At 34.6% G+C, this 13,538-nt stretch carries 9 protein-coding genes; 6 read left to right on the top strand and 3 right to left on the bottom strand.

Features of this window, described 5'->3' with window-relative positions:
* Nucleotides 1-31 precede the first annotated feature (31 nt).
* Nucleotides 32-1,147, top strand: a complete 1,116-nt coding sequence (locus A8L32_RS15645) for a BamA/TamA family outer membrane protein (protein ID WP_066631719.1) — start codon at nucleotides 32-34, stop codon at nucleotides 1,145-1,147.
* 12 nt (nucleotides 1,148-1,159) lie between these two features.
* Here A8L32_RS15645 and A8L32_RS15650 read toward each other — a convergent pair whose 3' ends face one another.
* The 3 genes from A8L32_RS15650 to A8L32_RS15660 form a co-directional block, all read right to left on the bottom strand.
* Nucleotides 1,160-2,773, bottom strand: coding sequence for a hypothetical protein (locus tag A8L32_RS15650; protein ID WP_233145495.1), 1,614 nt, complete (start codon nucleotides 2,771-2,773; stop codon nucleotides 1,160-1,162).
* Between the two features lie 7 nt (nucleotides 2,774-2,780).
* Nucleotides 2,781-3,530, bottom strand: coding sequence for a glycosyltransferase family 2 protein (locus tag A8L32_RS15655; RefSeq protein ID WP_066631722.1), 750 nt, complete (start codon nucleotides 3,528-3,530; stop codon nucleotides 2,781-2,783).
* Between the two features lie 119 nt (nucleotides 3,531-3,649).
* Nucleotides 3,650-5,695, bottom strand: coding sequence for a M13 family metallopeptidase (locus tag A8L32_RS15660; RefSeq protein ID WP_066631723.1), 2,046 nt, complete (start codon nucleotides 5,693-5,695; stop codon nucleotides 3,650-3,652).
* 258 nt (nucleotides 5,696-5,953) lie between these two features.
* On the opposite strand from A8L32_RS15660, the gene A8L32_RS15665 reads away from it, so the two are divergent.
* The 5 genes from A8L32_RS15665 (at nucleotide 5,954) to A8L32_RS15685 (ending at nucleotide 13,181) form a co-directional block, all read left to right on the top strand.
* Nucleotides 5,954-7,264, top strand: coding sequence for a dihydrolipoamide acetyltransferase family protein (locus A8L32_RS15665; protein ID WP_066631725.1), 1,311 nt, complete (start codon nucleotides 5,954-5,956; stop codon nucleotides 7,262-7,264).
* Between the two features lie 30 nt (nucleotides 7,265-7,294).
* Entirely contained in the window at nucleotides 7,295-9,343 is a 2,049-nt protein-coding gene (locus A8L32_RS15670) for an alpha-ketoacid dehydrogenase subunit alpha/beta (protein ID WP_066631727.1), read from the top strand.
* Between the two features lie 11 nt (nucleotides 9,344-9,354).
* Nucleotides 9,355-9,861 (top strand): flavodoxin, encoded by a 507-nt coding sequence (locus tag A8L32_RS15675; protein WP_066631729.1) that lies wholly within the window; start codon nucleotides 9,355-9,357, stop codon nucleotides 9,859-9,861.
* A 1,293-nt stretch (nucleotides 9,862-11,154) separates the two neighbouring features.
* Nucleotides 11,155-11,661: a helix-turn-helix domain-containing protein gene (locus A8L32_RS15680; protein WP_066631734.1), complete on the top strand. Its 507-nt coding sequence runs from the start codon at nucleotides 11,155-11,157 to the stop codon at nucleotides 11,659-11,661.
* A gap of 491 nt (nucleotides 11,662-12,152) precedes the next feature.
* Nucleotides 12,153-13,181, top strand: coding sequence for a quinone-dependent dihydroorotate dehydrogenase (locus tag A8L32_RS15685; RefSeq protein ID WP_066631736.1), 1,029 nt, complete (start codon nucleotides 12,153-12,155; stop codon nucleotides 13,179-13,181).
* Nucleotides 13,182-13,538: the final 357 nt, after the last annotated feature.

Consider the following 13,538-nt stretch of genomic DNA (forward strand, 5'->3'; position numbering starts at 1 on the left):
TAATATTAATATATAACCTATTTGAAAAAAAATGAAAATAACCCTATTAGTATTAATTCTAGTATTGCATAACCTTTTTTGTTTCGCGCAGGATAATAAAGAAGGTTTGTTCAAAGATTCGTTAGATAATGCTTTTGATATGAGCAGGTTTCTTACCGAAAAGAAAGGGGTGATGCCAGTTCCTATGGTAATTACAGAACCTGCAATAGGGTATGGAGGAGGATTAGGGCTAGGGTATTTTCATGGTTCTATCATGGAGAAAGGAAATATTCCAGATATATCTGGCGGTTTTGGAGGATTGACAGATAATGGTACTTGGATGGCTGGAGTATTTCATGCTGGCTTTTGGAAAGAAGACCATATTAGGTATATGGGAGTATTGGGTAAAGGCTATATCAACTACAACTATTATGGTCCTAATAATATTTTGCCTAAACCTGTGGAAATGAACCTAGATACGTGGATATTAATTCAGCAAATTAAGTTTCGCATTAAAGAATCTAATTTTTTTCTAGGCTCAAGATATTTCTATTATGGAGGAACCAATACCCTACAATTCCCTATTGATATTCCTGCTTTTAGTGGCAAGAGTTTTGAGTCTACATTGAGTGAATTATCATTAATGGTAGATTATGATAGTAGAGATAATGTATTTTCTCCTACCAAAGGGGTTTATGCTCAAGTAGAGGGAACCTATAGCGATAAATGGTTAGGAGGATCTGATATGTATGGAAGGTTATTTGGGACTTTTCAGGCCTTTGGTGAAGTGAGTGATCAGTTGAATGTTGGTGTTCGATTCGAAACACAATATGCTAGTGAAGACACCCCTTTTTGGGCGATTCCGGGAATTAATATGCGGGGAGTGCCTGCTGCTAAATACCAAGGCAATAAAACCAACCTGCTGGAAGTACAGATGAATTATAGACTGAATTCAAGATGGGAGCTTTTAGGCTTTTCCGGCGTGGGAGTTACCTCTCCTTTGGAGGATAATAGTAGAGTTAGTAATAAGTCAGTACAAACTGTTGGAACTGGATTTAGGTATTTGGTGGCTCGCGTATTTGGGTTAACTGGAGGAACAGATTTTGCTTGGAGCAACAACAATGACTTTGCATTTTATTTTGTTGTTGGTCATGCTTGGGCGAGGTGATTTATACTGATTTTAAAAATCAGTATAAATACTTTTAATACTAGTACGAACCGCAAACCATACCATCTTTGTATTCATGGTTTCTAGGTCATTTTTCTCGGTTCTAAATCTTCCACCCATGGCAATATTTAAATTGTTACGAGGGTTAATCAAGTAACTTACACTACCATCTAAATACATCAAGTTAGTTTTTAAACCCTGTCCAATAAAATGACCATAGTCGCCAGGACGTAATTGGTTATTTTTGTATATGTTTTTACCATAACTAACATCATCATCAAAGTCTTTCCCATACATGGCTGCCATTATCTCCGCATTAAATATCCATCTTTTATATTGGTACTTTACTTTTGTAATGCTTTCTCTAAAGTTGGCTCCAAGTGGGTGTGCTAGTTCTTGATTATAATGTCCGTAATTAGTGATGGTTTCTCTATGAGAATAGGTATAAGGTCTTACTTGATTGTATTCTGTTAAGAAGTCTAATTTGTTAATGCCGAATAAACTGAAGCTTTTAAAGCCTAGCTGAAAACCTTGTTTGTTTGCCCACCATTTATTACCACTAAATACCTCGTCAAACTTAAATTCTCCCAATACAAATTGTCCGTAAAATGCACTGTTGTTACCCACAATATATTTGGCATTAAAACCCATTGTCATATTATCTGGAGAGCCCAAAGAATATTCAACAGGCCTAAAAAAGATAACTGGATTAAGATAAGCTAACTCAAAATTTCGTTGTCCCATCGTATCTTGAGCTGCCCAAACTACACTTTCAAATAGCCCTAAGGAAAGTCGATTACCGATATTAAAATTTAAATACTGAGAAGCAGAATACTTTTCAAGATATCGAGTATCATTAGCTTCAAGGGTGGGGTCTATATTTAAATCGCGGTGTTGCGCCCACATCACATGATAATGTACTTTATTAAAATCAGCAGAAAATTTCAGGTATGGATAACTATAAGAATTATCCGATAATAATAAAGAACGGTAACCATCTCCAATAAAATGCTTGCTACTTCCAATCTGAAAGTTAAACCAGTTGCCTGGTGAGTATGAGATAAAACCAGTGGCTTGCGAATAGTCATTCTCTAAAGTTCCATATTCTTTGGTTTTTCCTTGTCCAGGTACCACCTTACGCTCGGCTATAAAAGCATCCATATAGTTAGGGAACTTAGCTTGGTTTTCCAGAAAATCGGTATAGAAATAAAAGTCATCGCCAAATGTTCCTTCAATATAAAAACCACGGGTATTATTCATCGTGTTTTTGCCATCTTCAAACTCTTTACCCAGGCCTAAATCAAATAATGGATTAATTTTAATATTCACCCCATTTTTATCCCATTGCAATAAATCATCATGCAATATTCTTTTCCAAAAATTAAGGTGCCCCGAAGGTGTTTTTATTCCATCATATAATAATGAATCGACATCAACAATAGCTTCTATTCTGCTTAAATCGTAAGAACGAACCGAAGTGTGTATATTAATGCCTGGCTTATATAGTTCTCTTTCTAATGGGTTGAAATCAGGATTGTTATAGTGGCTAACTTTTTGAGCATTACTTTGTGTTAAAACAAAAAAAGCAAGTGCAGTAAGTACAATTAACTTATATAGCTTCATCATGATGGATTTAGTTTCTTTTTAAGAATTGAGGTAATTTAGAAAGATTTTTCCATATTAATGATAGGATAGAACCAACATTATTGTCTTTTAATGCCTTTAAATCTTCTTTCATTTTAATGATTATATTACCTACATTTTGATTGCTTGTACCTCCAATGCGCATGCGGGTAATTACCAGTGGCAAATAATGGGCTTTAAAATTAGGGCGCGAAAATAATCGAAGAATAAAATCATAGTCTGCAGCAATTTTAAAATCTAATCGAAAGGGGCCGATTTCTTGGTATACTTTTTTACGCACAAAAAGAGTTGGGTGAGGAGGCATCCAGCCCGCTTTTAATAAGGAAGGTTTAAATGCTTTACTCTTCCAGTAACGTACTACTTTTTTAGGGTCTTGGAATTGAACATATTCCAAATCTCCATAGGTAGCTTCAGTTTGGTTATTTGTAAATGTTTGCATGACGGTTTCAATGGTATAATCATCATCTAGTAAATCATCGGCATGCAAAATACCGATAACATCTCCCGTAGCCATGTTAATACCTTTGTTCAATGCGTCGTATATTCCCTTATCTTCTTCAGAAACAAATTGTTGAATGAACGGTTTGTACTTTTCAACTATTTCTAGAGTATTATCCGTAGATCCACCATCAATTATAATGTATTCAATATGTGCATAAGTTTGGTTAATTAATGATTGAATAGCACTTTCTAAAGTTTTACCTGCATTATAGGTAGCTGTAATAATTGAAATTGTCATTATAAAGGTTTAAAAACAGCCACAAAAATGGCAGCTTTTATTAAATATTACAATGATTAAAAATAAAAAAGCCAGAAAGAAAGTCTCTCTGGCTAATTATGAATAATTAAGGTGTTGGTTTACCAGATGTTAACTCTGCTTTCCTTATTTAAAAACATCTGAGAATTCTCAGTAAGTTCATATGTTTTGTAGAACGCATCAAAGTTACGCAAAGCTCCATTCACTCTGAATTCACCCAATGAGTGAACATCGGTTTTTGTTCTTCTTAGTTTTTCCTTATCGCGGATATTTTGCGCCCAGATATTGGCATAACTAATCATAAATCTTTGTTTATGATTAAGACCATCTATATCTACAATATCTCCTTTGTCTTTAATGGCAGTTTGGTAGGCAGCATATGAAATATTTAAGCCTCCTAAATCTGCAATATTTTCTCCAAGAGTTAATTCTCCATTGGCATATACAGTATCTTTAATTTGATACTGATTGAATTGCTCCACCAATACCTGAGTACGCGTGGCAAATTTTGCCGAATCCTCAGCGGTCCACCATGTACTTAGGTTACCATGTTTATCGTATTTAGCACCTTGGTCGTCAAAACCGTGCGTCATTTCATGTCCGATAACTACACCGATTGCACCATAATTTACAGCATCATCACCATCTAAGTAAAAGAACGGCGGTTGAAGAATAGCAGCAGGAAATACAACTTCGTTACCTGTTGGGCTGTAATAGGCATTCACCATCTGCGGAAACATATGCCACTCTTCGGTGTCCACTGGCTTTCCAATTTTATTCATGCTATAAGCAAAATCAAAACGATTGGATGCTAAAACATTACTTACATACGAATTGGGTTCAATGTCTAGTCCACTATAGTCTCTCCATTTATTAGGATAACCAATTTTTACCTTAATGGCATTTAGTTTATCCTTGGCAGCAATTTTGGTATCCGCACTCATCCATTCCAGCTGATCTATTCTTTGGGCAAATCCAATGCGTAAGTTTTCCACCAATACTTCCATACGTTGTTTCGCTTCTGGTGGGAAATAACGCTCCACAAACAATTGTCCCACAGCTTCTCCTAAGGCATTTCCGGTAACACCTTGTACTAGTTTCCATCGTGGCTCCATCATTTCCTTTCCTTGAATCACCTTACCGTATAATTCAAAGTGTGCATTGACATAAGATGACGAAAGATAAGCGCTTAATGAGCGAATGGTCAATGCTTTTAAATAGCTCTTCCATGTATTCAAATCTTGATTCGAGATCAAGTTTTCAAGTTCTTTTAAATAAGCAGTTTGATTTACGTTAACTTCTTTAGGTGTTTCATGTCCTAGTCCTTCAAAATATGCATTCCAATTAATTCCCGGATATTCAGTATTTAACTCTTCTCCTTTAATTTTATTGTAAGTCAGGTGCGGATCTCTATTTTTTAATCGAGTGTATGATGCTTCTGCCAGCAACTTTTCAAAAGTAATAATCTGCTTTGCATTCACTTCCGAAGAAGCTTCATCCTCGCCAGAGAAGGAAAGAACCTTTTCTAAATAGGCGTGATATGCAGCTCTAATTTCTATGCTAGCGTCATCATCTTCTAGGTAATAATCTCTATCGGGTAAACCTAAACCACCTTGATAAATACCAGCAATATTTATGGTGCTATTTTTTTCATCGGCTGAAGCATAATAGTAAAACAAGGGGTTAAGCTGAAGACTATGCATATAACCAATCGTTTTAGCTAGCTCGATAGGGGAATTTATCTGAGTTATTTGGTCTAAAATAAATTGAATATTTGCTAAGCCTTCCTTTTCAATGGCTAATGTATCCATTCCTGAGGCGTAAAAATCACCTATCTTTTGAGCTACACTTCCTTTTTCTTTGCTTCCTTTAGCGGCTTCGGCAAATAAAGTTTTTAATTTATTTCGATTATTTTCTAACAATATGTCAAACCAGCCAAAGCGACTTTTATCATCTGGTATAGGGTTTGAATCCATCCAATTTGTATTTACATATCTAAAAAAATCATCGCCTGGCTGAATCGATTGGGTTAATGTTTCTTTCTTGAAATCAGGTTTTTGTAGCTGAGTTTTGTTTTCTGGTTGGGAGCATCCAGTAAACAAAATAACCAAAGCTATCACCGTGCTTTTAATTATTGGGTACGACATTTGCATGATATTATTTTTATAAAATTTGAGCAACAAAAGTACCCTATTCAAAAGATATTTCACAATTACAGAACCATTTTTAAAATTGCTTGTTTATAAATCGAATAATGCCAACAAATAGATATATGATTAGTATGAGATATGTCACTAGTGGTATTTTTTAGTAAACAAAATGTATAACTAACTTAGAATTATATTACAGAAATACTACCAGAGTTTTTGTAATAGATAATTAGAACAAATATTAAATAAAACAATATGTCAACATTTGAAATTCTTATGCCCAAAATGGGCGAGAGCGTTGAAGAAGCAACAATTACTAAATGGTTTGTTTCCGTAGGAGATAAAATTGAAGAGGATGATGTGCTGTTGGAAATAGCAACAGATAAGGTCGACTCTGAAATTCCTTCTCCAGTGGAAGGAATTGTGAAAGAAATATTATACGAAACGGATGCTTTAGTACCTGTTGGTAAACCAGTAGCTATCATTTCTTTAGAAGGTGAAGATGGTGGATCTGATGACGGTGCAGAACCAGCTGCGACGGCAGAGGTTGAAAAATCTGTAGAGGCAGCGGTTGAAGAAACTGCAAGTGCACCAGCACAAGATTTTGCTGAATCGGATAAATTCTATTCTCCATTGGTAAAAAGCATTGCTAAAGAAGAAGGCGTTTCTGTTCAAGAGTTAGACAGTATTAAAGGTACAGGTCAAAATAATAGAGTCACTAAAAATGATATTCTAGCATTTGTATCTGATAAAACTTCAGGAAGTGCAGCGCCTAAAGCGGCTAGTGCTCCTAAAGCTAGTCCAGCACCTACGCCTGCTGCAGCTCCAATTCAACGTCCGCCTGTTTCAGTAAGCGGAGAAGATGAAATTGTTCAGATGGATCGTATGCGTAAAATTATTGCCGACCATATGGTAATGTCAAAACAAGTTTCTCCGCATGTTACAGCTGTAGTAGAAGTTGACATGACTAATATTGTATTGTGGCGTAATAAAAATAAGGCCGCTTATCAAGAGAAGTATGGTGAGAAAATTACTTTCACGCCAATATTCTTTGAAGCTACAGCTAAAGCTTTACGCGACTTCCCAGGTGTTAATGCTTCTGTGGATGGAGATAATATTATTTATCGCAAAAATGTAAATATCGGAATGGCGGTTGCTTTACCTAGTGGTAACTTAATTGTTCCAGTAATTAAACAAGCCGATTATAAAAACCTAGCAGGTTTAACTTCTGATGTAAATAGATTAGCAGGATTAGCGCGTAATAACAAATTGGCGCCAGATGATATTCAAGGTGGTACATTTACCATTACTAACTTTGGTTCGTTTAAAAACATTATCGGAACGCCTATTATCAATCAACCTCAGGTTGCTATTTTAGCGGTAGGTGCTATCGAGAAAAAACCTGCAGTGATCGAAACCCCTACGGGAGATGTTATTGGCATTCGTCATAAAATGTTCTTATCACTTTCGTACGACCACAGAATTGTGGATGGTTCATTAGGTGGTAACTTCTTAAGAAGAATAGGTGATTACCTTGAGCAATTTGATATTGATAGGGCTCTTTAATCTATTAACATACATTAAAACTTAAGGAATATGAGTAACGAAGTAAAAGATATATATAAAATAAAAACAACCGATAAGGAAACACTTTTAAAATGGTATCATCTTCTTAAATTAGGAAGAAGCCTGGATGAACGTGCTCCTAATTATTTGAAACAAGCTATCGGTTGGTCGTATCATGCACCTGCTGCAGGTCATGATGCTATTCAATTGGCTATAGGTCAGAATTTTGATAGAAGTAAGGATCATTTATTTCCTTATTATAGAGATCTAATGACTTGTTTATCTGCTGGTTTGTCTGCTGAAGAAATTATCTACAATGGTATTTCAAAAGATGCTGATGTAGCTGGAGGTGGTCGACATATGTCAAATCACTTTGCTAAGCCAGCGTGGAATATTCATAATGTGTCGTCATGTACAGGTAACCATACCTTACATGCTGCGGGTATCGCCAGAGCTATTAAGACTTATAAGTCTAAAGGTGTAGCTATTAGTTCTCAAGGAGAATCTTCTGTTTCGGAAGGTTATGTTTATGAGGCTATCAATGGAGCTTCTAACGAGCAGCTTCCTGTGGTGTTTGTATTTCAGGATAATGGTTATGGAATTTCAGTTCCTAAAAAGGACCAAACAGCTAACCGTAAAGTAGCCAAGAATTTTGAAGGGATGAAAAACCTCAAAATTTTATACTGTAATGGTAAAGATGTTTTCGATTCGATGAATGTAATGGCGGAAGCTGTTCGTTGGGCACAGGAAGAGCAAAAACCTGTTATTGTGCATGCCAACTGTGTGCGTATTCACTCTCACTCCAATTCGGATAGACATGAGCTTTATAGAGATAAGGCTGAGTTGAATTATGTGCAGGAGTATGATCCAATTGCTAAGTTCAGAAGATTATTGGTTCGTTACGAGCGTGCTACCAATGAGGAGTTGGATGCTATAGATGTTGAAGTAAAAGCTGAAGTAAAAGCAGCACATAAAAAAGGATTAGCAGCGCCACATCCTGCACCAGAAAGTATTCATGATTTTGTATTTGCACCTGCTTATGTGCCTCAGAAATTTCCTGAGGGATTACATAACGAGGAAGGCGAACCGAAGAAATTAATTGAAGCTTTAAATGGTACGCTAAAAGAAGAGTTTAGAAGAAATCCGGATACTTATATTTGGGGGCAAGATATGGCCAACAAAGACAAAGGTGGAATTTTTAATGTATCAAAAGGTTTACAGCAGGAGTTTGGGCGTGAACGAGTTTTTAATGCGCCAATTGCTGAAGATTATATTATGGGTACAGCCAATGGTATGTCGCGTTATAACAAGGATATTCGTATTGTAGTTGAAGGTGCTGAGTTTGCTGATTATTTTTGGCCTGCCATGGAACAATTTGTAGAAACCACGCATGAGTATTGGAGAACCAAAGGTCAGTATTCGCCTAATATTACTGTGCGATTAGCTTCGGGTGGTTATATTGGTGGTGGATTATATCACTCTCAAAATATTGAAGGTGCGTTAACTACCTTCCCAGGTGTACGTGTTGTTTATCCATCTTATGCAGATGATGCTGCCGGATTATTAAGAACAGCCATGCGCTCTGAGGGTATGACATTATTCTTAGAACCTAAAGCACTTTATAACTCTCCGAAAGCAGCCACTCCAATTCCAGAGGAGTTTGAAGTTCCTTACGGAAAAGCAAGAATTAGAAGAGAAGGTAGTGATTTAACTATTATTACTTATGGTAATACTACACATATGTGTGTTGATGCCGCTAATCAATTGAATGACGAAGGTATTGGTAATATTGAAGTTATTGACTTACGTTCTTTGTTACCACTGGATGAAGAAACCATTTTAGCGTCTATTAAAAAGACTTCTAGAGTGTTGGTTGTACATGAAGATAAGGTGTTCTCAGGATTTGGAGGAGAAGTGTCAGCAACTATTACGGATTTAGGCTTTGAGTATTTAGATGCGCCTATAAAACGTGTAGGTTCTACTTTTACTCCAGTAGGATTTAACCGTACTTTAGAGGCTGCAACACTACCTAATGTTCAAAAAATTAAGGATGCTGCAATCGAATTATTGGCTTATTAAACAAACTAATTATGAAGAAAATAGGATTATTTTATAGTTTTAATTCAGTCAAGACAAAGCAACAAGCCCAAAAGATTATTGCTGGTATTGGCGAAGGAAATGTAGAAGTGGTTAATGTGGAAGAGGCAACTCAAGAGCAGTTTTTAACCTATAGTAATTTCATATTGGCTGTGCCTACCTGGTTTGATGGTGAGCTTCCTAATTATTGGGACGAGTTTTTGCCTTCCGTAGAAGATGACTCATTAAAAGGAAAAACATTTGCTCTATACGGAGGTGGTGATCAGAAAGGTTACCCTGAAAATTTTGTGGATGGTATTGGTACTATGGCTGATTTTTTAGAAGCTAGAGGTGGTAAAGTTATTGGTCATACCTCTACAGATGGATATGAGTTTGAGGGTTCAAAAGCGCAAAGAGGAGATAAGTTTGTAGGTCTTGCTTTGGATATTGAAAATCAGGCGGCCTTATCTGATGAAAGAATTTCGAATTGGGTAGAAGGTTTAAAAAAGGATTTTAAGTAACTACAACATAAAGTTAAATTTGAAAGGTCTTGCATTTATGCAAGACCTTTTTTTTGCAATTAACTTTCCGTTCATAACGTAACATAATTAACTGAGTTAGGATTTTATAAAATAGCTTTCTTTAGTTATGATACAGAATATCAAAAAAAGGTATTTTATGTCGAAATACACTTATTTGACACCCCAGTTCATCGAATGCTCAATTTTATCAGTCATTTATGATTTTGTAGTCCAGATACAACAATCATGGACTTTGAAATATATCCCAATACTAGTAAAATTCACATATCACTAATTTCATATCATATAGGATGGATTCAACTACTATTCCTATTTATTCCAGATGTACATCAACAGTATTATAGTTCAATATAGTCGATGGCATACTCCATTTGTAAATTTATTATAGAGCATAGGTGTTATCTGGTAAGTTACAGTTGTAACTTGTTTTATATTGCTTATTTTCGGACTTGCAAAGTACATATGTAATCAATTATGACATCAATATACCTATATAGGGTAGGGTATAGGTACAATTAGTAAACATTTTTCTAAAAAAATGAATAATCTTATACTACTACAACATTTGCAAAATAAGCACTGTTATATATTTTATACAATAACTATAATAGACTTATTTCATGATAGTTACGTACACTACATAAAGCTATTAAGTAAAAATGATTACACGCGGTGAAAAACTACACTAGAAAAACTCCAACGAGACGCTTAAGTAAGTCTTATTAGTCATATATCCAGCAGTTTAAAGTATTTATATGAAGTTATTGTTTTTACGTTTCAATACGATCTTCATATTTCTGTAAATAAGACATTTAGATTGCATGATTCTCTGTGTATTAAATAAAAACAGAAAGCGTTCACTAAGTTTTGTAAGCGAAATATTTATTTCATATATTTCTATTATACAATAACTTAAAGAGATGTTCTCAATGTAATATTTAAGTCAATAATTCATGATTTATTAAATATTAATGAATACATAGAAATGATAGTATGTGTATGAATGTTTTTAGGTTGTGACAAATGTATGAATATGCAACTTAGTTATTTTGTCTTTTGTAAATTGTTATATACATTTGTATACTAATTTCATTTGTGTATTCGTTGAGTTTTTTAGTTACAAATGAAACTTATCAGGGGAAATGAAATACATATACATTTGTAACGTACACTTAAAGTCTGTAAACAAATCTATTATTGATATCAGAAGTGTGTATACCATGAGCATTTAAGAAACTGAAGTGAATAAGTTGAAAGATTATTAATTTGAATATGAAGCAGAGACTACAAACATTATTAACGACAGAAAAGATGGCATCTTCTAAGTTTGCCGACCTTTTAGGCGTCAATAGATCCAGTATTTCCCACCTTCTTTCTGGTAGAAATAACCCGAGCTTAGACTTTTTACAGAAAGTATTACTTAAGTTTCCACATATTAACCCAGATTGGTTATTGCTTGGACAAGGAAATATGTATAGAAATAGCAAAGGCAACCAAGTTTCATCTGCTCCAAATACCATCGAATTTAATGAAGAAAAGCCCATTGTCCCTACACCAATATTAGAAACTCCTAAACAAGTTATTAAAGAGCCTTTACTGGAAGTAAAACAGGAAAAACAAGCTAAGGTATCTGAACCTGAAGATGCACCTGTTTATACATCTAAAAAAGAACCTAAGGAGGAAGTGCTAATCGATTCAAGTGATAAACAAGTGGAGCGTATCGTCATCTTTTATACAAATGGTACTTTTGATACTTATACGCCTAATCAAAAAATATAACGAGATATAATGTTGATATTTTAGCTTATTAATGAATCGTAAGTGCATTACTTCATTACACTTGATGTAGATTTTAGCAAATGAGCCATGTTGTATTGGGTGTAATACCTAACGTAAATTCAAATTTATAGTTGTCTGATTAGAGTCACAGTAATACTTGTTGTTTTCCATATACAGTTACGTTACATATGTATACGTTTCGAATTGTGAATATTTCAATGTGTTATTTACAGATGTAATCGGTGGGTTGTTTCATTTAATTCCTCAAAGTTTAGCCCATACAAATAATCATAAGGTATAGCTTGGCTAAGCAACCTATAACAAGTCTTGCACTTGATACTATAAATACTTCTTTGTGTAAACAACCTTTTAATTTTCCATTTAAATTACTTGATGATCTCACGCCTATACATTAGTGAACTATTAAACATCTTCCTTTGTATATCCTCGGTAATTACTTACTTTTGTGCAAATTTTTAAATAATTGCACCATGTATAAATATATTCTACGCCCTATTTTCTTTCAGTTTGATCCTGAAAAGGTGCATCATTTTACTATCGCTTTAATAAAAATTGTTTTTAATATTCCTGGTATAGGATGGTTTATTAGAAGAATTAATCGCATGGATGATTCTAGACTGGAGCGTGAAGTCATGGGTTTAAAGTTTAAAAATCCTGTGGGCTTAGCTGCAGGCCTAGATAAAAATGCAGAGGTATATAATGAACTGGCGGATTTAGGTTTTGGTTTTATAGAAATTGGTACGGTTACGCCTAAGGCTCAAACTGGCAATCCTAAAAAACGTTTATTTAGACTCATTGATGATAAAGGCATCATTAATAGAATGGGCTTTAATAATAATGGAGTAAATGAGGCAGTTAAGCAATTAAAGAAAAATAAAGGCAAGGTTATTATTGGAGGAAACATAGGTAAAAATACGGGTATTCCTGAAGATCAGGTAACGAGTGATTATCTCACCTGCTTTAAAGAGTTACATGCATATGTGGATTATTTTGTGGTAAATGTAAGTTGTCCTAATGTTGGGGTAACGGCTAAACTGCAGGATAAATCATACTTAGTAGAGCTATTGAATACATTACAAATTGATCCTTTACAAAATGAAAAGCGCAAACCTATCGTATTAAAAATATCTCCTGATTTAAACATAAATCAACTGGATGAAATCATTGAGGTGGTTCAGGAAACTAAAATTGATGGTGTTATAGCTAGTAATACTTCTATTAATCGTAGTGGTTTAAAAGCAACGGAACAGCAGCTAAATGATATCGGAAATGGTGGTTTAAGTGGACAACCGATAGCGGATAGAAGTACAGATGTGATTAAATATCTAGCGGATCATTCTAATAAATCATTTGCTATTATTGGTGTAGGTGGAGTGCATAGTGGTGAGGATGCTAAAAAGAAAATGGAAGCAGGTGCCGACTTAGTACAGATTTATACGGGCTTTATTTACGAAGGACCAGGATTGATTAAAAGAATTAACAAAGCATTGCTTAAATAAGCACTTAATAGATATATTCAGAAAGGTTAATCCGATGTAGGGTTGACCTTTTTTTGTGTCTAGTAAATTGTTTATAAAGTCATTAAGTTGAAAGCTAAAAGTAGATTAAACCAACAAGTGTACTATGGTGGAGTTGGAAGAATATACATCATTTCGTTAATGATTGAATAAGCAATAGAACTTATTGTTTTAAGAACGTAATACGAAGCACAACTCTAGAATTAACCTCGATACAAATATAAACTATGTCAATACCAACCTAGTTACATATGTAATGTCTCTCATTAATCTTTGAATTAGCCTTATATTTACAGAAGTTACATATGTAATGCGCATAGCTAGAGTCATTCATTCCTT

This window comes from Labilibacter marinus (assembly GCF_001659685.2).
GTDB classification, from domain to species: Bacteria; Bacteroidota; Bacteroidia; order Bacteroidales; family Marinilabiliaceae; genus Saccharicrinis; species Saccharicrinis marinus.